Source organism: Streptomyces seoulensis, assembly GCF_004328625.1.
Lineage (GTDB): Bacteria > Actinomycetota > Actinomycetes > Streptomycetales > Streptomycetaceae > Streptomyces > Streptomyces seoulensis.
Map to the genome: position 1 here is coordinate 4996212 of NZ_CP032229.1, position 26650 is coordinate 5022861.

Genomic DNA, 26650 nt, shown 5'->3' on the forward strand with positions numbered 1-26650 from the left:
GTGCGGGTTCCTCAGCCGGTGCGTACGCGCATCACCAACGCGTAATGGTCCGAGGCGTTCAGGTCCCGGACCGTGCACCGCGACCGCTCCAGCCCGGTGAACAGATAGTCCAGCTTGTGCCCCGAGGCATGGGTGGGCCGCGCGGCCCGCGAGGTGGCCGACGTCTGGGCGCACTCTCGCTGGACGGTGTACGGCCCGGCCGGCCAGACCCAGGAGGCGGGGCTGCGGGGGCCCGGCGGATTAACGTTCAGATCACCCCCGTACACCGTGCGACGCGAGGGCACGGCCGCGGCCAGCGCCTTCAGCTGGTCGTCCCGGAATTCCCAGCCGGGGTGCGCCGCGTCGCTGTGCGCGGGACTCAGATGGGCGTCGCACACCCGTATGCCGGGCGTCTTCACCGTGGCGCAGAGGATGCCCCGCGTCACGCCCACCGTGGGCTGCTGCGCGGGCACCGAGGCGACGGAGACCAGCGGATACCCGGCGAGTATCGCGTAACCGGCCTCACCCTGTGCCGCCCCGGCGCAGCGCACGGGTGCGGTGCGGCCGACGGCGTCACGCGAGAGATACGGCCGGAACGCCGTGTGCCAGGAAGTGCCCAGGGTCCGGCGGACGGCGGCCACGTCGCCGGCGCACGCCTCCTGCAGCAGGACCACGCGGGCCCCGTCGTCCGTGACGAGTCCGGTCAGCGCTCGCCGCTTCCGTTCCGGGCTTCCCGTGGCGGCGCAGTGCCACTGCCGGATCCCGCACATGTTCCAGGTCGCCACGGTGAGTGTCCCGGGAGCAGGGGAGTGCGGGGACCGCAGCGTCAGGGCCGCCGTCACGCCGGCGGCGAGGGCGGCCACGATCGCCGTCGCCGCCAGGGCGCGCCGTCTGCCGTGCCGTTGCCGAAGGAGCCGTGGCCGGGCCGGGAGCGAGAACACCCCGGCATCATCACCGGCCGCCCCGCAGAACGCCAAAACCTTGCCCCGCGCACAGCCAGCCATCCGATCGAAGTGGAACCGCACCATGTCTGAAGCCCCGGCCAAGCGCCGCCAGGTGATCAAGGGGATCGACGCGTCCGGCCCCTACCCGGTCGAGTACCGGTTCGCGCACGCCCCGGACGCCGAACGCCATCTGATGGTCGTACTCGCCGGTCTGGACGACCCGGACGGATACGGCTGGGCGACCGGCCAACTGGACGACCTGCCGGTGAACGTCCTGTGGATCCGGGACCGGTTCGACGGCGGCAGCACCTCCTACCTGTGCCGGGAGATGGACTTCGGGGTCGAGAAGTCCGTGGCCGGCGTCGTCGCGCGGGTGACGGAATCGCTCGGGCTGCACCGCTTTGAGGTCACGCTCTGGGGCAGCGCCCGTGGCGGCAGCGCGGCACTCCACCTCGGGCTGAAGCACGGATACGGCAACATCGTCGCCGTCGGCCCGGAGTTCGCGCTCGGCTCGACCGTGCGCGAGCGGCGCCCGGCCGTGGCCCGGCACCAGCTGGGTGAGCCGACGACCGACGACGACGCCCGTACCCTCGACTCCCTCCTGCCCGACCTGCTGGCCTCCGGCGTGAATCCGCAGGCGAACATCTATGTGGTGGTCCCGACGGACGGCCAGCCGGACGCCGAGCGCGAGCTGTGCCTCGGACTGCTGCGCCGGTACCGGAACGCCGACCTCGTCCAGAAGACGTTCCCCCTGCTGAGCCTCGCCCAGATGCTCGTCGCGGGCCTCGTCCCGCGCCTGACCGTGGCTCCCCTGGCCCAGCAGCCGCCCCGCTCCGGCCCGCGCGGCATCGGCAGCTACCTCAAGTCCACTTCCGTGGTGCAGAGTTCGTTCGCCGCGCCGGTCGTGCTCTCACCCGGCCCGGACGACCTGCTGGCGGCCACCGGCGTGCGCCTCGTCGGCCGGGCGCCCGGAGCGGTCCGGGTCAGCCTGTGGGAGAACGGCACGTACCTGGCGTCGGCGCCCGTGACGGTGGACGGCGACTGGAGCTGGGCCCGGCGGACCTGGACACCGGGCGAGCACAACGTGCGCCTCTTCGCCGTCGACGCACACGGCTATCAGTCCCCGCGCACCGAAGCGCAGTTCACGGTGTCCGACCACCTCACGCCGGGAGTCGTTCCCGCCGGGCCCGGCGTGGCCGCCCCGCCGGTCGTGCAGCGCCCGGAGCCCTATCTCCAGGTGCCCGCCGCCCGCGTCGGGTTCACCGGGTTCGCCACCGGCGCGGGCCGGGTCGGTTTCCGGGAGAACGGAGCCGTCCTCGGGGAGTGCGCGGTCGCTGCCGACGGAGCCTGGTCCTGGGTACCGGAAGGCCCCTGGACCGAGGGACCGCACACCGTCGAAGTCTTCTCCATCGGCGCCGCTGGCACCGAGTCCCGGCCCGCCGCCGTCACCTTCGCCGCCACCGAGTCCTGAGCCCCGACCGCAGCACACCACAGAGCGGAACCCTCCCCATGTCCCCAGCAGCACCCGCCGGGCGCAAGCAGTACACCGGCATCGAGTCCTCCGGGACCTTTCCGGTCGAATACCGGTTCACGCCCGCCGCCAAGGGCAATCGGCACCTCGTCGTCGTCTTCGCCAACTTCGCCGCGCCCCAGGACTACGGCTGGTCCAACGGGGTCTTCGACAAGCTGCGCGCCAACGTCCTCTGGATTCGTGACAAGTTCGACGACCACCGCAGCTACTACCTGTGCAGGGACATGGACTTCTCGCTGGAGCGGTCCGTCCTCGCGCTGATCTCCAACGTCATGCGCGCCCTCGAACTCACCCCCGACTCCGTGACTCTGTGGGGGAGTTCCAAGGGCGGCAGCGCCGCACTGCACTTCGGTCTGAAGTACGGCTTCCGCAACATCGTGGCCATCGCCCCCCAGTTCGCCATCGGCACCTACGTCCGGGACGTCCACCCCGGTGTCGCCCGGTTCATGCTCGGTGAGAGCGTGCCGGAGGAGAACGTGCGCGCCCTGGACGCGCTGATCCCCGACCTGCTGCGCGCCGGCGCGAACCACACGGCCAACATCTACGTCGTGTCCGCCGCCCAGGACGACCAGTACCCCACCCAGATCGAGCCCTACCTGGGCCTGCTCCGGAACTACGCCAACTTCAACCTGGTCTTCAGCGACTCTCCCCACATCGCTGACCACACCCAGGTCGCGGGGCGCAACGTCCCGCTCCTGATGGGCCTCGTCAACTTCCTGATCGACGGCATCGCCCCGCGCCTGGGCCTCGTGCGCAACGGTTTCGAGGAACCCGACCGCGACACCTCGGTGCTCTCCTCCTATCTCTCCGCCACCGCCATGGTGCGCGGCGCGGAGTTCCCGCCACCCGTCGTGCTCGCCCCCTCCCCGGACGAGCAACTGCACCAGGAAGCCGTCCACTTCAGTGGTCACGCCCCCGGTGCGGCACGGGTGAGCGTCTGGGAGCACGGCAAGTACATCGGCCAGTGCGACGTCGGGCCCGACGGAAGCTGGTCCTGGGAACTGGGACGTGCCTGGAGCCTGGGCAAGCACCCGGTGAAGCTCTACGCGGTCGACGCCTACGGCTACCAGTCGAAGCGGATCGAGCTGACGTTCACCGCGGTCGGCGGCCCCGCCGCTGCGCGTCCCGCCCAGCCTGCGGCGGCGAGCGGACCCCCACTGGCGACGACAGGACCGGGGGCGGCCGCGCCGATGGTGCTTGAGCCCATCGCACACGAGCAGGTCATGGACGCCCAGGTGGTCTTCACCGGCCTGGCGACCGGTGCGGCGCGCGTCGGGTTCCGTCTGAACGGCATGCCGCTGGGCGTCACGGAGGTGGCCCAGGACGGTGGCTGGACCTGGGACGCGGGCTGGGCGTGGGACGCGGGCACCCATGTCGTCGATGTCGTCGCCATGAACCAGGCCGGCGTCGAGTCCCCGGCGACCACGGTCCCCTTCACCGTCATGCCCGTCCCGGCCCCCGCCGCCTACTACGGCGGGACCTACTGACCCCCTGCGCGCGAAGGGGCAGGAAGGCGGCACGCGAAGAGGGCCCCCGCGCCATGGCGCCGGGGCCCTCCTGTCGTACCGCGCAAGGGTGTTACGCGGGCACGCTCGCCACGCCCTGCTCCAGGAACGGCTTGCCGTTCACCCGCTCGGAGACGCCCTCACGGTCCAGGTACGGCGTGATGCCGCCCAGGTGGAAGGGCCAGCCGGCGCCGGTGATGAGGCAGAGGTCGATGTCCTGGGCCTCGGCGACGACGCCCTCGTCCAGCATGAGGCCGATCTCCTGGGCCACGGCGTCCAGGACGCGTTCGCGGACCTGCTCCTCGGTCAGGACGGAGTCGCCCTGCTTGAGCAGCGCGGCGACCTCGGGGTCCAGCTCCGGCTTGCCGCTGTCGTAGACGTAGAAGCCGCGCTTGCCGGCCTCGACGACCGCCTTCAGGTTCGGGGAGACCGTGAAGCGGTCCGGGAAGGCCCGGTTGAGGGTCTCCGAGACGTGCAGGCCGATCGCCGGGCCGACCAGCTCCAGCAGCACCAGCGGGGACATCGGCAGGCCGAGCGGCTCGATGGCCTTCTCCGCGACCTCGACCGGGGTGCCCTCGTCGATGACGTTCTGGATCTCGCCCATGAAGCGGGTCAGGATGCGGTTGACGACGAACGCCGGGGCGTCCTTCACCAGCACCGCGGTCTTCTTCAGCTTCTTGGCCACGCCGAACGCCGTCGCCAGCGAGGCGTCGTCGGTCTGCTCGCCGCGCACGATCTCCAGCAGCGGCAGGATCGCGACCGGGTTGAAGAAGTGGAAGCCGACGACCCGCTCGGGGTGCTTCAGCTTGGACGCCATCTCCGACACCGACAGCGAGGAGGTGTTGGTGGCGAGGATCGCGTGCGCCGGGGCGACCGCCTCGACCTCCGCGAACACCTTCTGCTTGACGCCCATCTCCTCGAAGACGGCCTCGATGACGAAGTCGGCGTCCGCGAAGCCCTCGGCCTTGTCCAGGACACCGGTGACCAGCGCCTTGAGGCGGTTGGCCTTGTCCTGGTTGATCCGGCCCTTGCCGAGCAGCTTGTCGATCTCGGCGTGGACGTAGCCCACACCCTTGTCGACGCGCTCCTGGTCGATGTCGGTCAGCACGACCGGCACCTCAAGGCGGCGCAGGAAGAGCAGCGCGAGCTGGGAGGCCATCAGACCGGCGCCGACGACGCCGACCTTGGTGACCGGACGCGCCAGCGACTTGTCGGGGGCGCCCGCGGGACGCTTGCCGCGCTTCTGCACCAGGTTGAACGCGTAGATGCCGGACCGCAGTTCGCCGCCCATGATCAGGTCGGCGAGCGCCTGGTCCTCGGCGTCGAAGCCCTTCTGCAGGTCGCCGTCCTTGGCGCCCTCGATGATCTCCAGCGCGCGGTAGGCGGCCGGGGCCGCGCCGTGCACCTTGGAGTCCGCGACGAAGCGGCCCTTCGCGACGGCCTGGTCCCACGCCTCGCCCCGGTCGATCGCCGGACGCTCGACGGTGACGTCGCCCTTGAGGACCTGAGCGGTCCACAGCAGCGACTGCTCCAGGAAGTCGGCACCCTCGAACAGCGCGTCGGCGATGCCGAGTTCGAAGACCTGCTTGCCCTTGAGCTGGCGGTTCTGGTTGAGGCTGTTCTCGATGATGACCTGGACGGCCTTCTCGGCGCCGATCAGGTTCGGCAGCAGGGCGCAGCCGCCCCAGCCGGGCACCAGGCCGAGGAAGACCTCGGGCAGCGAGAACGCCGGGATCGCCTTGGAGACGGTCCGGTAGGAGCAGTGCAGGCCGACCTCGACGCCGCCGCCCATCGCCGCGCCGTTGTAGTAGGCGAAGGTCGGGACCGCGAGGCCGGAGAGGCGCTTGAAGACCTCGTGGCCGCCCTTGCCGATGGCGAGCGCGTCCTCGTGCCGCTTCAGCAGCTCGACGCCCTTGAGGTCGGCGCCGACCGCGAAGATGAACGGTTTGCCGGTGATGCCGACACCGACGATGTCACCGGCGGCGGCCTCCTTCTCGACCTGGTCGATCGCGGCGTTCAGGTTCGCCAGCGAGGCCGGGCCGAAGGTGGTCGGCTTGGTGTGGTCGAAGCCGTTGTCCAACGTGATCAGCGCGAACTTGCCCGCGTTGAAAGGCAGTTCGAAGTGCCGTACGTGGGCCTGGGTGACGACCTCGCCGGGGAACAGCTCGGCGGCACCCTTCAGCAGCTCGGTGGTGTCGCTCACTTGTCCCCCTCGAAGTTCGGGTTCTCCCAGATGACCGTCGCGCCCATGCCGAAGCCGACGCACATGGTGGTCAGGCCGTAGCGGACGTCCGGGTTCTCCTCGAACTGGCGGGCGAGCTGGGTCATCAGCCGCACACCGGAGGAGGCCAGCGGGTGGCCGAACGCGATCGCGCCGCCGTACTGGTTGACGCGGTTGTCGTCGTCGGCGATGCCGTAGTGCTCCAGGAACGCGAGGACCTGGACGGCGAACGCCTCGTTGATCTCGAACAGGCCGATGTCGGAGATCGACAGGCCGGCCTTGGCGAGGGCCTTCTCGGTGGCCGGGATCGGGCCGTAGCCCATCACCTCGGGCTCGACGCCGGCGAAGGCGTAGGAGACCAGGCGCATCTTGACCGGCAGGCCGTTCTCGCGCGCGAACTCCTCGGACGCGATGAGGGAGGCGGTGGCGCCGTCGTTCAGACCGGCCGCGTTGCCCGCGGTGACCCGGCCGTGCACGCGGAACGGCGTCTTGAGGCCGCTCAGGTTCTCCAGCGTGGTGCCGGGGCGCATCGGCTCGTCGGCGGTGACCAGGCCCCAGCCCGTCTCACCGGCCTCCTCGTTGGTGCGGCGCACCGAGATCGGCACCAGGTCCTGCTGGATCTGGCCGTTGGCGTACGCCTTGGCGGCCTTCTCCTGCGAGCGGACCGCGTACTCGTCGGCGCGCTGCTTGGTGATGGTCGGGTAGCGGTCGTGCAGGTTCTCGGCGGTCATGCCCATGAACAGCGCCGACTCGTCGACCAGCTTCTCGGAGACGAAGCGCGGGTTGGGGTCCACGCCCTCGCCCATGGGGTGGCGGCCCATGTGCTCGACACCGCCCGCGATGGCGATGTCGTACGCGCCGAAGGCGACCGAGCCGGAGACGGCGGTCACGGCGGTCAGCGCGCCCGCGCACATGCGGTCGATGGAGTAGCCGGGCACCGACTGCGGCAGGCCCGCGAGGATGCCCGCGGTACGGCCGAGGGTCAGGCCCTGGTCACCGATCTGGGTGGTCGCGGCGATGGCGACCTCGTCGATCTTCTTCGGGTCCAGACCGGGGTTGCGGCGCAGCAGCTCCCGGATCGCCTTCACGACGAGGTCGTCGGCGCGAGTCTCGTGATAGATGCCCTTCGGGCCCGCCTTGCCGAACGGGGTGCGGACGCCGTCGACGAAGACGACGTCCCTGACGGTACGAGGCACGATGGCTCTCCTCCAGGGTGCGGGACGCTGAGCGCTTGCTCAACCCCATGCTACTTATGAGTAACGTAGCTGCACAGTCCCACCCCGGCTAGCGGTGAACGTCACACCGTGACCCCGCCCGACCGGACGGATTGTGGCCTGAAATCGACTGCTCCGGGTCCTATTCGGGAGCGGCCGTCAGCACCGCGACCAGTACCGGGGTCACCTGCTCCACCTGCCAGGCCCGCGCGCCGTGGCCGGTGAGCGCGGCGGCGACGGTCCGCTCGTCGGCCGGCACCGGGGGCTCCCAGCAGATCCGGCGCACGGTGTCGGGGGAGATCAGGTTCTCCTGCGGCATCTCCAGCCGCTCGGCCAGCGCCGACACCCCGGCACGGGCGGCCGACAGCCGGGCCGCGGCCACCGGGTCCTTGTCCGACCAGGCGCGCGGCGGCGGCGGACCGGTCAGCTGCTGGCCCTGCTGCGGCAGCGCGGACTCCGGCAGCGCCTTGGCCCGGTCGACGGCGGCCTGCCACTGTTCGAGCTGACGGCGGCCCACACGATGGCCGAAACCGTTCAGCGCGGCCAGCGCGTGCACATTGGCCGGCACCGCGAGCGCGGCCTCCACGATCGCCGCGTCACCGAGCACCTTGCCGGGCGAGACGTCCCGGCGCCGCGCGATCCGGTCCCGCGTCTCCCACAGCTCCTTGACCACGGCGAGCTGCCGCCGCCTGCGCACCTTGTGCATCCCGGAGGTGCGGCGCCAGGGGTCCTTGCGGGGCTCGGCGGGCGGGGCCGCCGCGATGGCGGCGAACTCCTCCAGCGCCCACTCCAGCTTGCCCTGCCGCTCGAGCTCCTTCTCCAGGGCGTCGCGCAGGTCGACCAGCAGCTCCACGTCGAGCGCCGCGTAGCGCAGCCAGGGCTCGGGCAGCGGGCGGGTCGACCAGTCGACGGCGGAGTGGCCCTTCTCCAGCACGAAGCCGAGCACGTTCTCCACCATCGCGCCGAGTCCGACGCGGGGGAATCCGGCGAGCCGCCCGGCCAGCTCGGTGTCGAACAGGCTGGTGGGCACCATGCCTATCTCGCGCAGGCACGGAAGGTCCTGGGTGGCGGCGTGCAGCACCCATTCGACGCCGGACAGCGCCTCGCCCAGGCCGGAGAGGTCGGGGCAGGCGACGGGGTCGATCAGCGCGGAGCCCGCGCCCTCGCGGCGCAGCTGCACCAGGTAGGCCCGCTGGCCGTACCGGTAGCCGGACGCGCGCTCGGCGTCCACGGCCACCGGGCCGGTGCCGGCCGCGAACGCGGCGACGACCTCGGCGAGCGCGGCGGCGTCCGCGACGACCGGCGGAATCCCCTCGCGGGGTTCGAGCAGGGGGGTGGGCGCCGCCGCCTCAGCAGGCCCCGCGTCGGGGGGCGTGCCCCCGTTGATGCGCCGGGAACTGTCTGCTGCGGTCTCTTGGGCGTCCGTCACATGCCAAGGGTATCCGCATGCCCGCGCCGCTGGCCTGCACGTTCGACCGACATCCCCGCTGACCGGCCAAAACGCGCCGCGCGCGGGCGTACACCGCCCGCCGTACGGCGCACACCACCCCGCGCGCACGCCGGTGCCCGCCGACGGAACGTTCCGCCGACGGGCACCGGGGGTCAGGAGGGCGTGGGGTGGGGGGCGGAAAAGGGCGAAAAGGGGGCTAGTGGATGATCCCGGTGCGCAGGGCCACCGCGACCATGCCGGCGCGGTCGCCCGTGCCGAGCTTGCGCGCGATGCGGGCCAGGTGGCTCTTGACGGTCAGCGCGGACAGGCCCATGGAGACGCCGATCGCCTTGTTCGACTGGCCCTCCGCGACGAGGCGGAGCACCTCGACCTCACGGCCGGACAGTTCGCGGTAGCCGCCGGGGTGGCTGGGGGCGCCCGGCGGACGCCGGTGCCCCATTCTGGCCGCGGCGGAGCCGATGGGGGCGGCGCCGGGGCGGGTGGGCAGGCCGATGTTGGTACGGGTGCCGGTGACGACGTAGCCCTTCACGCCCCCGGCGAGGGCGTTGCGGACGGCGCCGATGTCGTCGGCGGCGGACAGGGCGAGGCCGTTGGGCCAGCCCGCGGCGCGGGTCTCGGACAGCAGGGTGAGCCCGGAGCCGTCGGGCAGGTGGACGTCTGCGACACAGATGTCGCGGGGGTTGCCGATGCGGGGACGAGCCTCCGCGACGGACGAGGCCTCGATCACGTCGCGCACACCGAGGGCCCACAGATGGCGGGTGACGGTGGAACGGACGCGGGGGTCGGCCACGACCACCATGGCGGTCGGCTTGTTCGGGCGGTAGGCGACCAGGCTTGCGGGCTGCTCGAGGAGAACGGACACCAGGCCTCCTGGGTGGGGGGACGGGGCCGGCTTGTGGGGAAGAAGCCGGGAGGAACCGTGCTTTCAAGGTCACAGTCGTCTTCGGCAGCAAACCCGTCCGCCTTTAGAGAATGATCACGATCTAGTGAGTCACAATCTGTGCAATTCGGACACGCGATCGATCATCCGAAGATCGAATCGGCTTCAGGGTGAGGCGATTCGAGTACGGAAAGTGGCCGTATCGACAAAGTGATGGTTCGGGAAGTGATCACAAAGCAGCGCCCCGCCGATCTTGGCGGGGCGCTGAGCGGATGATCGGCCCGGAAGGGCTAGCGGGACTGCGGACCCCTGCGCTGCGGCAGGGTCACCACCGAGCCGTCGCCCGGCGCGGCCGGGGGCAGCCCGCCGACCTGGGCCAGCAGATCGCACCACGAGGCGAGGTGCGCGGCGGTGTCCGGAACGCCGCCCAGCCCTTCGAGCGGCGTCCAGGAGGCGCGGATCTCGATCTGTGAGGCGGCCGGCCGCTCCGACAGCCCGCCGAAGTAGTGGGAGCCGGCCCGGGTGACGGTGCCGCTCGGCTCGCCGTAGGTCAGCCCGCGCGACTGGAGCGCGCCGGTCAGCCAGGACCAGCACACCTCCGGCAGCAGCGGGTCGGCCGCCATCTCGGGCTCCAGCTCCGCCCGTACCAGCGTCACCAGGCGGAAGGTGCCGTGCCAGGCGTCGTGCCCGGCCGGGTCGTGCAGCAGCACCAGCCGGCCGTCGGCCAGCTCCTGCTCGCCGTCGAGCACGACGGCCTCCAGCGCGTACGCGTACGGCGCCAGCCGCTGCGGGGCGGGTGTCGGCTCCACCTCCACCTGCGGCCGCAGCCGCGCGTTCCGCAGCGCCTCCACCGCGCTGCCGAAGGCAGGGGGGACCTCTGGCACCCCGGCTCCTCTCTCCTTCGCCTGCGTGTCCTTCACGTCGTCCATTCCGCCGGTGCCGTCCGACGATCGTCCCTGAGCCGCAGCCATGCGGGGAAGAGTAAGGGGAAGCGGGCCTTCGTGCAGGGCATGACACCCCCCGAGGGCGGCGGCACTTCTGTCATCCGGACCGTGCGAGACTTGCCGACGTGAGTGCCAACGCGATCCCCACGGGCCAGCAGCCGACAGCGACGTACGACAGCGCCTTCCTCAAGGCGTGCAGGCGTGAGCCCGTGCCGCATACCCCGGTGTGGTTCATGCGCCAGGCCGGCCGGTCCCTGCCGGAGTACCGCAAGGTGCGCGAGGGCATCCCGATGCTGGAGTCCTGCACGCGTCCCGAGCTGGTCACCGAGATCACCCTCCAGCCGGTGCGCCGGCACGACGTGGACGCGGCGGTCTTCTACAGCGACATCGTCGTCCCGCTCAAGGCCATCGGCATCGACCTGGACATCAAGCCCGGTGTCGGCCCGGTCGTCGCCGAGCCGGTGCGCACCCGCGCCGACCTCGCCCGGCTGCGCGACCTCACCCCGGAGGACGTCTCCTACGTCACCGAGGCGGTCCGCATGCTCACCGGTGAGCTGGGGTCCACCCCGCTGATCGGTTTCGCCGGCGCTCCCTTCACCCTCGCCAGCTACCTCGTCGAGGGCGGCCCCTCGCGCACGTACGAGAACGCCAAGGCGATGATGTACGGCGACCCCGAGCTGTGGGCCGACCTGCTGGACCGCCTCGCGGACATCACGGCCGCGTTCCTGAAGGTGCAGATCGAGGCCGGTGCCTCGGCGGTGCAGCTCTTCGACTCCTGGGCGGGCGCGCTGGCCCCCGCCGACTACCGCGCCTCGGTGATGCCGGCCTCCGCGAAGGTCTTCGACGCCGTCGCGGGCTACGGCGTGCCGCGCATCCACTTCGGTGTCGGCACCGGTGAGCTGCTGAAGCTCATGGGCGACGCGGGCGCGGACGTCGTCGGCGTCGACTGGCGGGTCCCGCTGGACGAGGCCGCGCGCCGGGTCGGCCCCGGCAAGGCGCTCCAGGGCAACCTCGACCCGACGGTGCTGTTCACCGACCGCAAGACGGTGGAGGCCAAGGCGCAGGAGGTGCTGGACGCGGCCGCCGACCTGGAGGGGCACGTCTTCAACCTCGGCCACGGCGTCATGCCGAACATCGAGCCGGACGCGCTGACCCACCTGGTCGACTACGTCCACTCCGCGAGCGCCCGCTGACCCGCTCTCACCACGCCTGACGGTGCCGCGCCCGCCTGCCGAACAGCAGGCGGCCCGGCTCCGGCGGGGGCGGGGTGCCGGCCTTCAGCGGCCAGGCGAGCAGCATCCCGGCCACGAAGCCGACGACATGCGCCGCGTACGCCACCGTGCCGGAGCCGGCCTCGACGCCGCGCCCCGAGGAGTACACGGCCTGGAGGCCGAACCAGAAGCCCAGCACGATCCACGCGGGCAGCCGGAGCGGCAGGAAGATCAGGAACGGGACCAGCACCCACACCCTGGCCTTCGGATACAGCACCAGATAGGCGCCGAGCACCCCCGCGATCGCGCCGGACGCCCCGATCAGCGGGTCACCGGAGTCGGCGTTCAGCAGGGCGAAGCCGTAGCTCGCCGCGTAGCCGCAGACGAGGTAGAACAGCGCGAAGCGGACGTGGCCCATGCGGTCCTCGACGTTGTTGCCGAAGATCAGCAGGAACAGCATGTTCCCCAGCAGGTGCAGCCAGCCCCCGTGCAGGAACATCGCCGTGACGACCGACAGCGCCGGCGACTTGTCGTACCCCGGCACCCCCATCACACACCCTGGCCCGGCCACCCCCGTTCCCACCTGCCCGGTCGGCACCAGCCTCGGCAGCTGATGATGGATCATCTCCCGCGGAATCGCCGCGTAATGATCCATGAACGCGTGCAGCTGACACAGCTGCGCCACATGACTCTCCCCACCGGCCGCCCCCTCCGCCCCGGGCGTCAGCAGAAACACCAGCACACTGGCGGCGATGAGCGCATACGTCACATATGGCGTACGACGCGCGGGATTGACGTCATGGACAGGTATGACCACACAGGATTAGTGCCCCGGCAACCGCATAAGAATCCGTGAACGCCGCCGGGCGGTACCTTGCCGCCATGTGCATCTCGACCGGCGCCGCCGACTTCTCCGGGACGATCGTGTACTGCGGGCGGCGGGACCACCCCGAACACGGTCTGATCCATGTGCTCGGCTACCAGAACACCGCCGTGAACCTGGCGGAGGGGCCGAACGCCATGGTGCTGCACCTGCCCGCCGCCGGGCGGCTCACGGAGCGGCACTTCCTCTCCGCCGGACGCAGCGCGGACGTGCTGCGACGGATGGTCGACGCGGTCGAGTCCGCCGCCGTCCGGGACGAGGGGATCGCGTGGATGGGTGCGGAGACCGCGCCCGTCCAGGTCTTCGAGCACGACGTGTACACGGTCCTGCTCGCGGACGACCCGACCGCCCTACCGGCCGCGCTGGACCGGGTGCCCGCACATCGACGGCCCCGGCTCGACCCGGAGTTGCCGCGGTTCTACGCCGAGCACTTTCCCGGCCACACCTTCGCCGTGTGCTGCTTCGACAACGCCGACGCCCGGCGGGCCAAGCCGCTGCTGCTCTGGTACCCGCCGCTCGACCCGGACCGGCTGACCGTGCCCGCGCTGGACTGTCACACCGGCGGGGCGCCGGATCTGGACGCGGTCGTGCCGGTGGACCACTGGGTGCTGTTCTCCAGTGATCAGGCACCCGACGGCTGGGGTGTGCCCGTCGGGTACCCGGCGGACATGCGGCACCGGCTGCGGGCGTTCCTGCCCGGCGCCGTGATGGGACGGGGGTACGGCGACGGGCCGGCGTTGCGCAACGGGGACTTCTCCATCGGGCACCGAGAGCTGCTCGATGGGGACCTCGACCGCGTCGAACGGCTGACGCCCGCACCGCGCTAGCCGGTCTCGCGGAGCTTCTTCACCGCCTTGCGGGCCGCTACCAGGATCGGGTCCCAGACGGGGGAGAAGGGTGGGGCGTAGCCGAGGTCGAGGGCGGTCATCTGTTCCACGGTCATGGCGGCGGTGAGCGCCACGGCGGCGATGTCGACGCGTTTGCCGGCGCCCTCGCCGCCGACGATCTGGACGCCGAGGAGGCGGCCGGTGTTGCGTTCGGCGATCATCTTGACGGTCATGGGGGAGGCTTCGGGGTAGTAGCCGGCGCGGCTGGTCGACTCGATGACGACCGCCTCGTACTGAAGGCCGGCCCGGCGGGCGTCGCGTTCGCGCAGGCCGGTGCGGGCGATCTCCAGCTCGCAGACCTTGCTGACGGCGGTGCCGACGACACCGGGGAAGGTGGCGTAACCGCCGCCCACGTTGGTGCCGATGACCTGCCCGTGCTTGTTGGCGTGGGTGCCGAGCGGGATGTACTGCTCCTGCCCGGAGACCAGGTTCAGCACCTCCACGCAGTCACCGCCCGCCCAGATGTCCGTATGGCCGCGCACCCGCATGGCGAGGTCGGTGAGGAGGCCGCCGTGCGCGCCCAGCGGGAGGCCCGCCTCGCGGGCGAGGCCGGTCACCGGCTCCACGCCGATGCCCATCACCACCACGTCCGCCGGATACTCCGCGTCCTTCGTGACCACCGCCCGCACCCGGCCGTCCCCACCGGTGCGCAGGCCGGTCACCTCGGTGTCGTCCACCATGGTGATCCCCATGCCCTCCATGGCCCGCCGCACCAGCCGGCCCATGTCGGGATCGAGCGTCGCCATCGGCTCCGCGCCCCGGTTGACCACCGTCACCTCGAAGCCCCGCCGGAGCAGCGCCTCGGCCATCTCCACGCCGATGTACCCCGCGCCGACGACCACCGCGCGCCGGCCCCCGGTACGGGCCAGCGTGTCGATCAGCGCCTGCCCGTCGTCCAGCGTCTGCACCCCGTGCACCCCGGCCGCGCCCGCCCCCGGCATGTCCGGCCGGATCGGCCGCGCCCCGGTGGCGATGACCAGCTTGTCGTACGAGGTCCAGTACTCGGTGCCGGACTCCAGGTCGTGCGCCCGCACCCGGCGCCCGGACACGTCGATCTCCGTCACCTCGGTGCGCAGCCGGAGGTCGATGTGCCGCTCCCGGTGCTCCTTTGGGGTACGCGCGACGAGCTGGTCCCGCTCCTCGACGGCGCCGCCCACCCAGTAGGGGATGCCGCACGCCGAGTACGAGGTGAAGTGGGTGCGTTCGAACGCCACGATCTCCAGCTCGTCCGGTTTCCGCAGCCGACGGGCCTGCGACGCCGCGGCCATTCCCGCGGCGTCGCCGCCGATCACGACCAGCCGCTCGGGCCCTTCACGCTTGTCCATACGAACAAACTACGGGGCGAGCACTGCTGACACCGCGTCACTTGTGCTCGCCGGACACCGGCGCGCCGCCCTCCGACACCGGCCGCGCCTGCGGCAGCGAGCCCGATACGGGCGCGGGGGCCGGGCGGCGCGGGAGCCGGGGGCGGACCACCCGGCGCCACAGGAACACCAGCAGCGCGACCAGCGCCGCGAACGGCAGCACCGCGCCCACCACCAGCGCGATCCAGCGCAGCATCGTCAGAAACGCGTGCCAGCCGCCCGACAGCGCGTCCAGGAACCCGGGTGTGTCGTCCCCGGCGCCCGGCTGCGCGCCCTTCCCCGCGAGCGACAGGGTGATGGTCGCCAGGCCCGTACGGTCCTTCAGCGACGCCTGCTGGGCCAGCAGCGCCTCCAGGTCGGCCTCCCGGCTGCTCAGCTCGCCCTCCAGCGCGACCACGTCGGTCAGCTTCTCCGCCCGGTCCATCAGCTCCCGGACCCGGGCGACGCTGGCTCGCTGCGACTTGACCCGGCTGTCCACGTCCACCACCTGATCGGTGACGTCCTGCGCCCGCGCGGTGCGCCGCAGCAGCTTGCCGGTGCCCTGGAGCGAGCCGAGCACCTCCTCGTACCGCTCCGAGGGAACCCGCAGGACGACCCGGGTGCGCTCGCCGCCGTCGTCGTCCCGGTCGGTGCTCTCCTCGCCGACGTAACCGCCCGCGTCCTCGGTGACCTGCCGTGCCTTGGCCAGCGCGCCGGGCACGTCCCGGACCTCGACCTCCAGGGAGGCGGTACGGATGACGCTCGGCGCGAGCCGGGGCGCGCGGCGGGCGGACCTGCCGTCCTCGGCCGCGCCGCCGCCCGCGCCGGAAGCGGCGCGCGGGGCGTCCGCGTAGGACGACTTGGAGTCGCCGCCCGACTCGCTGCACCCCGCGAGCGCGAGTGAGGCGGCGAGCAGGGCCCCCGCCAGGACCCGGACCTGTGTACGCATGTCGGTTACCCCCCGATGAGATGCGGTGCTGTCCCTCCTTAGACGGCCCGGCCTGCGGGAACGGCCGCGTTCTCCGGTCCCGATGCGGTCACGGTCCGGTGACGTACCGGGCACCGGGACGCCCCGCGCGGTCTGAGAGAGTGGGGGCATGAGCGCAGCGAGCACGGGTCATGTCGTCGTCATCGGAGCCGGTGTCGCCGGACTGGCCGCCGCCCACCGGGCGCTCGCGCGCGGCGCCCGGGTGACCGTGCTGGAGGCCACCGACCGGGTCGGCGGCAAGCTGCTGCCCGGCGAGATCGCGGGCCTCAGGGTCGACCTCGGCGCCGAGTCGATGCTCGCCCGCCGCCCCGAAGCGGTGGGCCTCGCCCGTGAGGTGGGCCTCGGCGACCGCCTCCAGCCCCCCACCACCGCGACCGCCTCGATCTGGACCCGGGACGCCCTGCGCCCCATGCCCAAGGGCCATGTCATGGGCGTACCCGGCACCGCCGCCGCCCTCGCCGGCCTGCTCTCCGCCGAAGGACTCGCCCGGATCGAGCGGGACGCCGGACTGCCGCCCACCGAGGTCGGTGACGACGTGGCCGTGGGCGAGTACGTCGCCGCCCGGATGGGCCGCGAGGTCGTCGACCGGCTGGTGGAACCCCTGCTCGGCGGGGTGTACGCGGGCGACGCCTACCGGCTCTCGCTGCGCTCGGCCGTCCCCCAGCTCTACCAGGCCGCCCGCACCCACGACACCCTCACCGCCGCCGTCCGGTCCCTCCAGGCGAAGGCCGCCGAGGCGGGGCAGACCGGCCCGGTCTTCCTCGGCATCGAGGGCGGCGTCGGCACCCTCCCGCTCGCCGTCGCCGACGCGGTACGGGCACGCGGCGGCGAGATCCTCACCCGCACCCCGGTGAGCGAGCTGCGCCGGGACGGCACCGGCTGGCGGGTCACGGCGGGCGACCGCACGCTGCACGCGGACGCGGTCGTGGTCGCCGTACCCGCCCCCGCCGCGTCGGCGCTGCTGCGCGCCGAGGCCCCGGCGGCCGCCACCGAGCTGGCCGGAGTCGAGTACGCCTCCATGGCCCTGATCACCCTCGCCTACCGCCGCGCCGACGCGGCCCTGCCCGAGGGCAGCGGGTTCCTGGTGCCGCCGGTGGACGGCCGCACCATCAAGGCCGCGACCTTCGCCTCCCAGAAGTGGGGCTGGGTCGGCGCCGAGGACCCGGAGCTGTTCGTCGTACGCACCTCGGTCGGCCGGCACCACGAGACCGAGATCCTCCAGCGCGACGACACCGGCCTCGTCCAGGTCGCGCGGCACGACCTGCGGGCCGCGACCGGACTGGACGCCGAGCCCGTCGCCACCCGCGTCACCCGCTGGACCGACGGCCTGCCGCAGTACCCGGTCGGCCACCACGCGCGGGTGGCCCGCGTCCGCGAGCACATTGCCAAGCTCCCCGGCCTCGCGGTGTGCGGCGCGCAGTACGACGGCGTGGGCATCCCGGCCTGTATCGCCAGTGCCTACGCGGCCGTCGACCAGCTCGGCGGCGACCTCGCCGGGGTGCGCGAGCTGACGGCCAACCCGGTGCAGAGCCTGCACGGCGGAGCGGGAGAATAGGGGGCATGAGTGACGACGCCCCCACCACCGAGCCCGGCCGCATCCCGAACAAGGGCAAGCTGGCCAAGGACCTCAACGAGGTCATCCGCTACACCCTGTGGTCCGTCTTCCGGCTGAAGGACGTGCTGCCGGAGGACCGCGCGGGCTACGCCGACGAGGTCCAGGAGCTGTTCGACCAGCTCGCCGCGAAGGACGTCACGGTCCGCGGCACCTACGACGTCTCCGGCCTGCGCGCCGACGCCGACCTGATGATCTGGTGGCACGCCGAGACCGCCGACCAGCTCCAGGAGGCGTACAACCTCTTCCGGCGCACCAGGCTGGGCCGCGCGCTCGACCCGGTGTGGTCGAACATGGCGCTGCACCGCCCGGCCGAGTTCAACCGCTCGCACATCCCGGCGTTCCTCGCCGACGAGACGCCCCGCAACTACGTGAGCGTCTACCCCTTCGTGCGCTCCTACGACTGGTACCTGCTGCCCGACGAGGACCGCCGCCGCATGCTCGCCGACCACGGCAAGATGGCCCGCGGCTACCCGGACGTGCGCGCCAACACGGTCGCCTCCTTCTCGCTGGGCGACTACGAGTGGATGCTCGCCTTCGAGGCCGACGAGCTGTACCGCATCGTCGACCTCATGCGTCACCTGCGTGCCTCCGAGGCCCGGATGCACGTCCGCGAGGAGGTGCCCTTCTACACCGGCCGCCGGAAGTCGGTGGCCGAGCTGGTCGCCGGGCTCGCCTAAGGGCGGCTAGGCGCCCTTGCCCTTCAGCGCGTCCCGGTCCGGGGTGCCGCGTCCGGTCGGCTCGGTGGGGCGCGGCTCCGGGCGCGGGTCGCAGGCGGCGCGCCGGCCCGGCAGGCGGCCTTCCAGCAGGTAAGCGTCCAGGTGGGCGTTGACACACGTGTTGGGTCCGCCGCCGATGCCGTGCGTGCCCGCGTCCCGCTCGGTGACCAGCGTGGACCCGGCCAGCCGCCGGTTCAGCTCCAGTGCTCCGCCGTACGGGGTGGCCGCGTCCCGCTCGGCCGCGAGGATGAGGACCGGCGGGGTCTCACCGGGCCCGGTGCGCACGTCGAGCGGGACCTGGCGGCGCGCGGACCAGTAGGCGCACGGCAGGTTCACCCAGGCGTTGTCCCAGGTCTCGAAGGGGGCCGTGCGGGCGAGGCGGGTGTTGTCGCGGTCCCAGACCCGGAAGTCGGTCGGCCAGGGCGCGTCGTTGCACTCCACGGCCGTGTACACCGCGCTGCCGTTCTCCGCCTCGGTGGCCGTCTCGGGGCTGGGCGCGCCCAGCCGGACCAGCGGTTTGGCGTCGCCTTTCAGATAGGCGGCCAGGGCGGCGGCCCGGCTCGGCCAGTAGTCGTCGTAGTACCCGGCCATCAGGAACGTGTTCTGCAGCTGGCCCGGCCCGACCTTGCCGTCCGCCGGGTGCGCCTCCAGCCGGTCGCTCGCGGTGTCGTAGGAGCGCTGGACGGCGGCCGGGGTGGTGCCGAGGCCGTACACGTCGTCGTGCCGGGCCACCCAGGTGCGGAAGTCGGCCCAGCGGTCCTCGAACGCGGCCGACTGGTCCAGGTTCTCGCGGTACCAGACCTTCGCCGGGTCCGGGTCCACCGCCGAGTCCAGCACCATCCGCCGCAGATGACCGGGGAACAGGGTAGCGTACAGCGCGCCCACATAGGTGCCGTACGAAGCGCCCATGAAGGTCAGCCGGGACTCGCCGAGCGCGGCCCGCAGCACGTCCAGGTCACGGGCGTTGTTGAGCGAGTTGAAGAACTCCAGCCCGCCGCCCGACCGTTCCGCGCACCCGCGCGCGTACGCCTTCGCCCGCGCGATCCGCTCCCGCTTGTACGCCTCGCCGGGGTGGACCGGGGCGAGAGAGGGCGCCTTGAAGAACTCCTCCGGCTTCTCACAGGACAGCGGGGCCGAGGGCGCCACCCCGCGCGGGGCGTAGCCCACGAGGTCGTACGCGGAGGCGATGCGCCGCCACTGAGGGACCACGCCGATCATCGGGAAGTTCAGGCTGGACGCGCCGGGGCCGCCGGGGTTGTAGACGAGGGCGCCCTGCCGGGGCACCTTGTGCTTGCTGTTGGCCGGGTCGCGCCCGGTGGCCGGCATCCGGCTGACGGTCAGCTCGATCTGCTTCCCACCCGGGCGGGCGTAGTCCAGCGGGACGCGTACGGTGGCGCAGCGCATCCCGGCCGGGGACTCGTCGGGGCAGGCGCCGAAGTCGAGGCCGGCCGCGCGGGCCTTGGCGGCGGCGACGGCGGTGCCGCGCAGCTCGGCCGCGCCCGGTGCGCCGGGCGCGCCGTCGGCCGGGGGCACGGCGAGCCCGGTCAGCAGCAAGGAACCGGCGGCCGAGTACAGGGCGGCAGCTCTCATCGGACATCCCTTCGATGCGCGGCGGCGATGGCACGGCTGCCATGGTCCGACGGCGACGAAAAGGATGTTTCGGAAGGTTCCGAGGGGAAGGCAAGCACCGGCACGCGGGTGTCGGCGTCAGTGCTCCCCGTGCGCCCCCGGCGCATCGCGGTGGGTGAACGCGGCCCGCAGCTCGGGCTCGTTCAGCGCGCGCACGCCCCGCGTCGCGAGCCGCATGAGGAAGGAGCCCTCCTCGCCGTCCCCGGCCGGACGCCGGGCCACCTCCCCGAGGAGCCGCTGCCCGGCGGGAGAGGCCCAGCGCGGGTACGGGTGCACCTCGACGCGGGCGATGGCCAGGCAGCTCAGGGTGAGGACGAGGGGCAGCGCGAACCACATCGCGATCTGGGAGCGCGGCAGGTCCACGGGGGTCGGCATGAGCAGCGCGGCCGCGCCCAGCGCGAGCACGGCCACGGCGGCGGCCCGCACCTGGCGCACCCCGGCGGCCACCGTCGTCCCGGTGTCGTAGGGGACCGCCAGCCCGGCCCCGATCAGCCGGTCGGCGAGCCGCTGCACCGCCTCCGCACCGGCCGCGGCCGCCCGCACGGGGGCGATCCGGGACTGTCCCCGGGGGCCGATCGCGCCGATGACGGAACGTTCCATCTCGTCCCGTCCACGTGGGTCCACCACGGTGGCCCAGCCGGTGTGCGCGAGCAGCAGCCGGCGCTGCCGGGCCATCCGGACCATGGCGAGGTCGGCGACGCGCGAGGGGCCGCCGGACAGGAACGCCGTCTCGTACAGCGTCAGATCGCGGGAGCCGCCGTCCGCCCGCGCCACGCGGTCCGCGGCGGCCGCGCGGACGGCGGCGAGGCAGAGCCGGGTGCAGGCGAGGGCGGCGAAGGCCCAGGCCGGAAGCAGGAGGAGGACCCAGAACATGAGGTTTTTCTATGCCAACGTCCTCTGAAAAACCATGGCTTGTTCACTATCCGGACAGAGCGTTAGCGGTATGTGACGTTCCGTTTTTCCCTCAGGCCGGGGAGGTGGTCAGCGCCGCCCCGACAGCACCCGCCTGGCCAGCCGGGCGGCCGGACCGGGCGTACGGGGTGCCGGACCCGCGCGATCGAGCCACCACTCCCGCAGCCTCCGGCGCGCCCGCGCGTCCACCGGGCGTCCCGTCTTGAGGAGCTGGGCGGCGAACTCCAGCGCGTCCTGCCGGTAGCCGCCGCGCATCGGCCGGGTGCGCGCGTAGTCGAGGAACGTCTCCCGGTACCCGGCACCCAGGATCGCGGGCAGCTCGGGCGCCACCTTGGCCACCACGTCCGCCCGCTTCGCCGCCAGCGACCGCGCCTGTACGCCCATCCGCCCCCGGTCGAACCCCTCGGGCAACGGCGTCCCGGCCACCAGCGCCGACAGCACGGCCGTCTGCGCGACGGCCACCCGCTGCCGGGCCTCGGCACAGGCGTCCGGCGGTACGGGGAGAGTCCTGGCGCCCTTGGCCCGTGCGATGCCGCCGCCCTTGCGCACCGCCTCCCCGATGTCGGCCAACTGCCGCTCCAGCTCGGCCGGTTCGGGGAAGTTCTCGTCCCGTTCCAGCAGGACGCCGGGCGGTGCGGCGCGGGAGGCGAGGTCGGTCAGGATGTCCAGCACCACAGGCGGTACGGGGTGCGCGTGGCTGTCGTGCCAGACACCGTCCCGCTCGAAACCGCCCGCCACATGCACATAGGCCAGCGCCTCCAGCGGGAGCCGGTCCAGCGCCTCGGCGGGGTCCTCGCCCCGGTTGACGTGGTTGGTGTGCAGGTTGGCCACGTCGATCAGCAGCCGTACGCCGGTCCGCTCCACCAGCTCGGCCAGGAACTCGCCCTCGCTCATCTCCTCGCCGGGCCAGGAGAACAGGGCGGCGATGTTCTCCAGCGCCAGCGGCACCGGCAGCGCCTCCTGCGCGATCGCCACGTTCTCGCACAGCACGTCGAGGGCGTCCCGGGTACGCGGTACCGGGAGCAGATGGCCCGCCTCCAGCGGCGCCGACGCGGTGAGCGACCCGCCCGCGCGGACGAACGCGATGTGCTCGGTGACCAGCGGCGACCCCAGCGCCTCGGCCCGCTCCGCCAGCGCCCGCAGCCGCCCCTCGTCCGGCCGCTCCGCGCCGCCGAGCCCCAGGGAGACCCCGTGCGGGACCACCGTCACCCCGCGCTCGCGCAGCCGCGTCAGCGGCTCCGGCAGATGGCCGGGGCAGACGTTCTCCGCCACGACCTCCACCCAGTCGATCCCGGCCATCCCCGCCACGGCGTCCGCGATCTCCGGCCGCCACCCGATCCCCGTCCCGAGCCGCATCCCCGTCCCCCTCCTCCGTCTGCCGGGGGTATGGCCCCGGCGGGCGCGCGTGAACCGCCCGCGCGGGGGTTCAGAGCAATATTTGAGGTTGGCGGTCAGCGCAGCGCCGGGTGGTCGGCGACGACCGTGGCCGAGCCGGGCGCGATCTCCGTGAAGCCCGCGTCGCGGACCAACGGCAGCCCACCGGTGGTGAGTTCGCGCCAGTGGGACGGGGTGGCGGTGCGCACGGTGAGGGGGTGACCGGCGGCGCGCCAGGCGCCGCGGGCCGCGTCGGGCAGGGCCCACCAGGCGAGCTGGGCGCCGTGGCCGACCTGGGCCATCTCCTTGCCGGCCGACATCTCCAGCTCCGGGTTGAGCCAGAGCACGGGGGCGGTGAGGTCCGGTTCGGCGGGGGACTCGGGGTCGTCCAGTTCGGTGCCGGAGACCTGGAGCTTGGCCAGCTCCTTGGGCCAGCCGTCCAGCGGGATCGGCGGGAAGACCCGCACCTCGGCGGCGGCGCCGGTCACCGTGATGCCGGGCAGCTCCGTGGCGCGGCGCCACTCCGCGCCGCGCGCCCGCCGGACCACCTTGCGGATGCGGGCGTCCTCCCAGTCCCGTACCGCCTCGGCCCATTCGCCGTCGCCGCGCGCCCGCTCGTCCCCGAGCAGGACGAGCACGGCGCGTGCGGCGGTCTCCAGCGCGTCGGTGCGGGCGGGCGGCGCGCTCTTCTCGATCCGTACGACGAGGGGCAGCACGAACTGCGGGGCCTCGTCGCGCGGGGTGGGCTCGGTCCGGAAGGGGCTGTCGCCGGGTGCGGCGGGAACGTGGGTCACGTGAGCCAACCCTACGAGCAGTCCGGCGCCGGTCAGCGCGGGGTGCCGGACTCCCGGATCAGCTCCGAGACCTTCACGAACCGGTAGCCCTTCTTGCGCAGCTCCGGCACCACCGAGCGGACGACCTTCTCGGTCGTCGGGGCGGCGCTGCGGGTGCAGTGCATGACGACCACCGAACCGGGCTTCACCCCGTCCAGCACCTGGCGCACCACCGCGTCGGCGTCCGTGGCGAAGGCGTCGCCGCTGATTACGTCCCACTGGACGGCCGTGACACCGGCGCCGCTGATCGCGCGCAGCGTGTCCCGGTCGTAGCAGCCGCCGGGGAAGCGGAAGTACGGCATGGGGCGCGGCACGCCCGCCTTACGCAGGGCGGTGTAGGTGCGCTGGACCTCGGTCAGCTTGGCGTCCGGGGCGACGGTCGGCAGGCCGTAGCAGTCACCGGTGAAGGCGTAGTGGCTGTAGGAGTGGTTGGCCACCTCGAACTGGGCGTCGTGCCCGAGGGAGCGGGCCTGGTCCGGGTACTCCTCGGCCCAGCGGCCGGTCATGAAGACGGTCGCCGGGACCTTCAGCGTGCGCAGGGCGCTGATCAGGCCGGGGTTGTCGAAGCGCTCACCGGCGGCGGCGCGGGGCCCCTCGTCGGCGGTCATGTCGGCGTCGAAGGTCAGCGCGACGGTCTTGCCCTTGTCGCGCGGGCCGTGCTCGAACACGGGGGTGAGCCCGCCCGGACCCGCCGCCATGGTGGGGGTGACGGAAGGGGAGGCGGAGGCGGAGGGGTGAGGCTCCGCGTGCGCCGGGCGCGCGGGCTTGGCGGGGTGTGCGGTACCGCAGGCGGCGAGGGCCGCGCCGAGGACGCAGACGGCGGTGAGACGGCGTGCGAGTGGAATCACCGTATGAAAATAGGGCTGTCTAGCTGTTCATATGTTCATCCACCCATCGACGCGGCGAGGCGGTCACCCGCGCGGCGGTCCGGTCCGGCAGCCGCTTTTGCCGCTCTTTACGGTTGCTCGGGCCGCCCCTCGCCATGGGTGACCCGCTCCGGGGGCTGGTCGAGGACGGCGCCCAGGTCCGGCGGTCCGGTCAGGGCGTCCAGGTAGGGGGAGGCGGGCTCCTCCACCGGGGCGATCTCCGGCACGGGCTCCTCGGACGTCCCGGACGTCCCGGGCGGCTCGGGGGCCTCGGGCTTCCCGGGCTTCCCGGCCCTGTGGTCCGTGGGCTGTCCGTCGCGGGCGCCCCGCTCCAGGAAGTGCAGCAGCTCCACCGGGATGGGCAGGACCAGGGTCGAGTTCTTCTCGGCGGAGACCGCCATCACGGTCTGGAGCAGCCGGAGCTGGAGGGCGGTCGGGGTGTCCGCCATCTGCTGCGCGGCCTGGGCGAGCTTCTTGGACGCCTGGTACTCGGCGTCGGCGTTGATGATGCGGGCCCGGCGCTCCCGGTCGGCCTCGGCCTGGCGGGCCATCGACCGCTTCATGGTGTCGGGCAGGGACACGTCCTTGATCTCGACCCGGTCGATCTGGACGCCCCAGCCCACGGCCGGGCTGTCGATCATCAGCTCCAGGCCCTCGTTGAGCTTCTCGCGGTTGGACAGCAGGTCGTCCAGATCGCTCTTGCCGATGATCGACCGGAGCGAGGTCTGCGCCATCTGCGAGACGGCGAACCGGTAGTCCTCCACCCGCACCAGCGCGTCCGTCGGCTCGACCACCCGGAAGTACACCACCGCGTCCACCCGCACGGTGACGTTGTCCCGCGTGATGCCCTCCTGGGCCGGGATCGGCAGCGTGACGATCTGCATGTTCATTTTGTGCAGCCGGTCCACGAACGGGATGATCAGCGTCAGTCCGGGCGACCGCGGCTCACCCGTGATCCGGCCCAGCCGGAAGAGGATGCCCCGTTCGTACTGCTTGATGACGCGCATCGCCGCTGCCAGGCAGATGAGTCCCAGCCCGCCGATCACCGCTACGAGTGTGATCACGAGGTCCAACATGGTCGCCCCCCTCACCGAGAGGTCCGGTTAATTCCTTACTCAACAGTACGTCCCGTATGCGGGAAAAAAGAGGGGGCCGGGGAGGCGGGATCGCTCCCGTCATCCCGGCCCCCTGATCCGTGGCCGTCGCGGCTCAGCCCGCCGGTGTCCCGGCGCGCTCGCCCGTCCCGGCCCCCGACGTCAGCCGTACCGGTTCCGTACCCTCCGCGCTGTGCCGCCCGGCCCAGTTCTCCAGGGCGGTGCGGCAGGCGTGGTCCAGGTGCAGCAGGCCGGAGAGGTCCAGCCGGACCGGGCGGTCCTTGGGCAGCGCCTCCAGGCTGTCCAGTATTTTCGGCAGTCGGAGGAAGGTCGCGTTGCCCGAGAGGTGGGCGTCCACCGGCCCGGCGCCCTTGTCCATGACGGTGACCTTGATGTGCGACGCCTCCCAGGCGGTCTTCACGATCGCCAGCGCCAGCCCGATCAGCACGCCCTCGAACATGCCGACCGCCACGATGGACACCGCCGTCACCGCGAGGATCAGCGCCTCGCCCCGCTGCTCGCGCCACAGCTCCGCCAGCGACTTGACCGGCACCAGCTTCGCCCCCGAGTAGATCAGGACGCCCGCCAGCGAGGGCAGCGGGATGTGGGCGAGGGCGCCCGGCAGCAGTGCCGCGAACAGCAGCAGCCAGACCCCGTGCAGCACCCGGGACGCCTTGGTCCGGGCGCCCGCCTGCACATTGGCCGCGCTGCGCACGATCACCGCCGTCAGCGGCAGCGCGCCCAGCAGCCCGCACACCGTGTTGCCGATGCCCTGGGCGGTCAGCTCACGGTCGTACTCGGTGCGCGGGCCGTCGTGCAGCCGGTCCACGGCCGCCGCGCTGAACAGCGACTCGGCGGACGCGATCAGGGTGAACGCGACGATCGTGCCGAGCACCGCCACATCCGCGAACCCGGCGAAGGCGCTCAGCGGCGGCGGCTGGACGGCGCCCAGCAGCCCCCGCACCTCCACCATCGCCACCTTCGTGCCGAACACCGGCACGGCGAGCGTGGCCAGCCCGACCGCGGCGAGCGGACCGGGCACCGTACGCACCCGCGCCGGGAGGTGCTTCCACCCCACCATGACGGCGACGGTGCCCGCGCACAGCGCCAGCGAGGCCAGCGCCCGGCCGTCGCCGACCGCGCCCACGAGACCGCGCGGCAGGCCGAGCATCTTGTCCAGCCCGGCGTCCGGCGCCTTGGCGGCCATCGCCGGGTACAGCTGACCGGCCACCAGGACCAGGCCGATTCCGGCCAGCATGCCCTCCACGACGGCCAGGGATATGGCCCGGAAGTACCGGCCGAGCCGCAGCACTCCCATCGCGACCTGGAGCAGCCCGGTGGCGAGCACGATCGCGCCCAGCGCCGGCAGCCCGAACTCCTTGACAGCCTCGAAGACCAGCACGGTGAGCCCGGCCGCCGGACCGGACACCTGGAGGCTGCTGCCGCGCAGCACCCCGGTGACGAGACCGCCCACGATGCCGGTGACCAGCCCCAGTTCGGCCGGGACCCCGGAGGCGACGGCCACGCCCACGCACAGCGGCAGCGCGACCAGGAAGACGACGAGGGACGCGGCGAAGTCCCGCCGCAGATGCGGGGCGCGGGATATGAGCCCTCGCCCGGACACCGGCGCG

At 72.7% G+C, this 26650-nt stretch carries 22 protein-coding genes; 6 read left to right on the forward strand and 16 right to left on the reverse strand.

The window, feature by feature from the left end; translation table 11 throughout:
* Positions 1 to 11: 11 nt before the first annotated feature.
* The gene (locus D0Z67_RS22940; protein ID WP_051887785.1) at positions 12 to 920 is read right to left on the reverse strand and encodes an endonuclease/exonuclease/phosphatase family protein; all 909 of its coding nucleotides are present in this window, start codon (positions 918 to 920) and stop codon (positions 12 to 14) included.
* An 85-nt stretch (positions 921 to 1005) separates the two neighbouring features.
* On the opposite strand from D0Z67_RS22940, the gene D0Z67_RS22945 reads away from it, so the two are divergent.
* Together D0Z67_RS22945 and D0Z67_RS22950 are read left to right on the forward strand one after the other, a co-directional pair.
* Positions 1006 to 2394, forward strand: coding sequence for an Ig-like domain-containing protein (locus D0Z67_RS22945; RefSeq protein WP_031181629.1), 1389 nt, complete (start codon positions 1006 to 1008; stop codon positions 2392 to 2394).
* Between the two features lie 38 nt (positions 2395 to 2432).
* Positions 2433 to 3941 (forward strand): hypothetical protein, encoded by a 1509-nt coding sequence (locus D0Z67_RS22950; RefSeq protein WP_031181630.1) that lies wholly within the window; start codon positions 2433 to 2435, stop codon positions 3939 to 3941.
* Positions 3942 to 4032: 91 nt separating this feature from the next.
* On the opposite strand, the gene D0Z67_RS22955 is transcribed toward D0Z67_RS22950, so the two are convergent.
* From D0Z67_RS22955 to D0Z67_RS22975, 5 genes are all read right to left on the reverse strand, one after another.
* Positions 4033 to 6162 (reverse strand): 3-hydroxyacyl-CoA dehydrogenase NAD-binding domain-containing protein, encoded by a 2130-nt coding sequence (locus tag D0Z67_RS22955; protein ID WP_031181631.1) that lies wholly within the window; start codon positions 6160 to 6162, stop codon positions 4033 to 4035.
* Entirely contained in the window at positions 6159 to 7376 is a 1218-nt protein-coding gene (locus D0Z67_RS22960) for a thiolase family protein (protein ID WP_031181632.1), read from the reverse strand. Before D0Z67_RS22960 ends, D0Z67_RS22955 begins: the two co-directional genes overlap by 4 nt.
* A gap of 160 nt (positions 7377 to 7536) precedes the next feature.
* A complete protein-coding gene (locus tag D0Z67_RS22965; RefSeq protein WP_031181633.1) occupies positions 7537 to 8823 on the reverse strand; it encodes an HRDC domain-containing protein in 1287 nt (428 codons plus the stop codon).
* Between the two features lie 217 nt (positions 8824 to 9040).
* The gene (locus D0Z67_RS22970) at positions 9041 to 9706 is read right to left on the reverse strand and encodes a response regulator transcription factor (RefSeq protein WP_031181634.1); all 666 of its coding nucleotides are present in this window, start codon (positions 9704 to 9706) and stop codon (positions 9041 to 9043) included.
* Between the two features lie 308 nt (positions 9707 to 10014).
* Positions 10015 to 10695 carry a DUF3000 domain-containing protein gene (locus D0Z67_RS22975; protein ID WP_107059587.1) on the reverse strand — a complete coding sequence of 227 codons (681 nt, stop codon included), beginning with the start codon at positions 10693 to 10695 and terminating at the stop codon, positions 10015 to 10017.
* A 98-nt stretch (positions 10696 to 10793) separates the two neighbouring features.
* Here D0Z67_RS22975 and hemE point away from each other — a divergent pair, with 98 nt between their 5' ends.
* Positions 10794 to 11861, forward strand: a complete 1068-nt coding sequence (hemE, locus tag D0Z67_RS22980; protein WP_031181636.1) for a uroporphyrinogen decarboxylase — start codon at positions 10794 to 10796, stop codon at positions 11859 to 11861.
* A 7-nt stretch (positions 11862 to 11868) separates the two neighbouring features.
* On the opposite strand, the gene D0Z67_RS22985 is transcribed toward hemE, so the two are convergent.
* Entirely contained in the window at positions 11869 to 12696 is an 828-nt protein-coding gene (locus D0Z67_RS22985; protein ID WP_031181637.1) for a rhomboid family intramembrane serine protease, read from the reverse strand.
* Positions 12697 to 12761: 65 nt separating this feature from the next.
* On the opposite strand from D0Z67_RS22985, the gene D0Z67_RS22990 reads away from it, so the two are divergent.
* Positions 12762 to 13589, forward strand: coding sequence for a hypothetical protein (locus D0Z67_RS22990; RefSeq protein WP_031181638.1), 828 nt, complete (start codon positions 12762 to 12764; stop codon positions 13587 to 13589).
* Here the strand turns inward: D0Z67_RS22990 and D0Z67_RS22995 are convergent.
* Together D0Z67_RS22995 and D0Z67_RS23000 are read right to left on the reverse strand one after the other, a co-directional pair.
* A complete protein-coding gene (locus D0Z67_RS22995; protein WP_031181639.1) occupies positions 13586 to 14974 on the reverse strand; it encodes an FAD-dependent oxidoreductase in 1389 nt (462 codons plus the stop codon). The genes D0Z67_RS22990 and D0Z67_RS22995 overlap by 4 nt on opposite strands.
* A gap of 37 nt (positions 14975 to 15011) precedes the next feature.
* Complete coding sequence (locus D0Z67_RS23000) at positions 15012 to 15941, reverse strand: DUF4349 domain-containing protein (RefSeq protein WP_031181640.1); 930 nt, start codon at positions 15939 to 15941, stop codon at positions 15012 to 15014.
* 148 nt (positions 15942 to 16089) lie between these two features.
* On the opposite strand from D0Z67_RS23000, the gene hemG reads away from it, so the two are divergent.
* Together hemG and hemQ are read left to right on the forward strand one after the other, a co-directional pair.
* On the forward strand, positions 16090 to 17535 hold the full coding sequence (gene hemG, locus D0Z67_RS23005; RefSeq protein ID WP_031181641.1) for a protoporphyrinogen oxidase: 1446 nt from the start codon (positions 16090 to 16092) through the stop codon (positions 17533 to 17535).
* Between the two features lie 5 nt (positions 17536 to 17540).
* Positions 17541 to 18272, forward strand: coding sequence for a hydrogen peroxide-dependent heme synthase (gene hemQ, locus D0Z67_RS23010; protein WP_031181642.1), 732 nt, complete (start codon positions 17541 to 17543; stop codon positions 18270 to 18272).
* 6 nt (positions 18273 to 18278) lie between these two features.
* Here hemQ and D0Z67_RS23015 read toward each other — a convergent pair whose 3' ends face one another.
* From D0Z67_RS23015 to D0Z67_RS23045, 7 genes are all read right to left on the reverse strand, one after another.
* Positions 18279 to 19901, reverse strand: a complete 1623-nt coding sequence (locus D0Z67_RS23015; protein WP_031181643.1) for an alpha/beta hydrolase — start codon at positions 19899 to 19901, stop codon at positions 18279 to 18281.
* Between the two features lie 117 nt (positions 19902 to 20018).
* Complete coding sequence (locus D0Z67_RS23020) at positions 20019 to 20813, reverse strand: TIGR04222 domain-containing membrane protein (RefSeq protein WP_031181644.1); 795 nt, start codon at positions 20811 to 20813, stop codon at positions 20019 to 20021.
* Positions 20814 to 20921: 108 nt separating this feature from the next.
* The gene (locus tag D0Z67_RS23025) at positions 20922 to 22208 is read right to left on the reverse strand and encodes an MbnB/TglH/ChrH family RiPP precursor modification enzyme (protein WP_031181645.1); all 1287 of its coding nucleotides are present in this window, start codon (positions 22206 to 22208) and stop codon (positions 20922 to 20924) included.
* Positions 22209 to 22303: 95 nt separating this feature from the next.
* Positions 22304 to 23020, reverse strand: coding sequence for a peptidyl-tRNA hydrolase (locus tag D0Z67_RS23030; RefSeq protein ID WP_031181646.1), 717 nt, complete (start codon positions 23018 to 23020; stop codon positions 22304 to 22306).
* 32 nt (positions 23021 to 23052) lie between these two features.
* Complete coding sequence (locus tag D0Z67_RS23035) at positions 23053 to 23907, reverse strand: polysaccharide deacetylase family protein (RefSeq protein ID WP_031181647.1); 855 nt, start codon at positions 23905 to 23907, stop codon at positions 23053 to 23055.
* Positions 23908 to 24014: 107 nt separating this feature from the next.
* Positions 24015 to 25001 (reverse strand): slipin family protein, encoded by a 987-nt coding sequence (locus D0Z67_RS23040; protein ID WP_078873377.1) that lies wholly within the window; start codon positions 24999 to 25001, stop codon positions 24015 to 24017.
* Between the two features lie 133 nt (positions 25002 to 25134).
* Positions 25135 to 26643: a SulP family inorganic anion transporter gene (locus D0Z67_RS23045; RefSeq protein ID WP_037775225.1), complete on the reverse strand. Its 1509-nt coding sequence runs from the start codon at positions 26641 to 26643 to the stop codon at positions 25135 to 25137.
* Between the last annotated feature and the right edge of the window lie 7 nt (positions 26644 to 26650).

What these genes read in the sequence shown, in the direction of transcription:
- D0Z67_RS22945 (WP_031181629.1), top strand. Translation starts at nt 1,006, where the DNA reads ATGTCTGAAGCCCCGGCCAAGCGCCGCCAGGTGATCAAGGGGATCGAC.
- D0Z67_RS22950 (WP_031181630.1), top strand. Translation starts at nt 2,433, where the DNA reads ATGTCCCCAGCAGCACCCGCCGGGCGCAAGCAGTACACCGGCATCGAG.
- D0Z67_RS22975 (WP_107059587.1), bottom strand. Translation starts at nt 10,695, where the DNA reads ATGGCTGCGGCTCAGGGACGATCGTCGGACGGCACCGGCGGAATGGAC.
- D0Z67_RS22990 (WP_031181638.1), top strand. Translation starts at nt 12,762, where the DNA reads ATGTGCATCTCGACCGGCGCCGCCGACTTCTCCGGGACGATCGTGTAC.
- D0Z67_RS22995 (WP_031181639.1), bottom strand. Translation starts at nt 14,974, where the DNA reads ATGGACAAGCGTGAAGGGCCCGAGCGGCTGGTCGTGATCGGCGGCGAC.
- D0Z67_RS23000 (WP_031181640.1), bottom strand. Translation starts at nt 15,941, where the DNA reads ATGCGTACACAGGTCCGGGTCCTGGCGGGGGCCCTGCTCGCCGCCTCA.
- hemG (WP_031181641.1), top strand. Translation starts at nt 16,090, where the DNA reads ATGAGCGCAGCGAGCACGGGTCATGTCGTCGTCATCGGAGCCGGTGTC.
- hemQ (WP_031181642.1), top strand. Translation starts at nt 17,541, where the DNA reads ATGAGTGACGACGCCCCCACCACCGAGCCCGGCCGCATCCCGAACAAG.
- D0Z67_RS23015 (WP_031181643.1), bottom strand. Translation starts at nt 19,901, where the DNA reads ATGAGAGCTGCCGCCCTGTACTCGGCCGCCGGTTCCTTGCTGCTGACC.
- D0Z67_RS23020 (WP_031181644.1), bottom strand. Translation starts at nt 20,813, where the DNA reads ATGTTCTGGGTCCTCCTCCTGCTTCCGGCCTGGGCCTTCGCCGCCCTC.
- D0Z67_RS23025 (WP_031181645.1), bottom strand. Translation starts at nt 22,208, where the DNA reads ATGCGGCTCGGGACGGGGATCGGGTGGCGGCCGGAGATCGCGGACGCC.
- D0Z67_RS23040 (WP_078873377.1), bottom strand. Translation starts at nt 25,001, where the DNA reads ATGTTGGACCTCGTGATCACACTCGTAGCGGTGATCGGCGGGCTGGGA.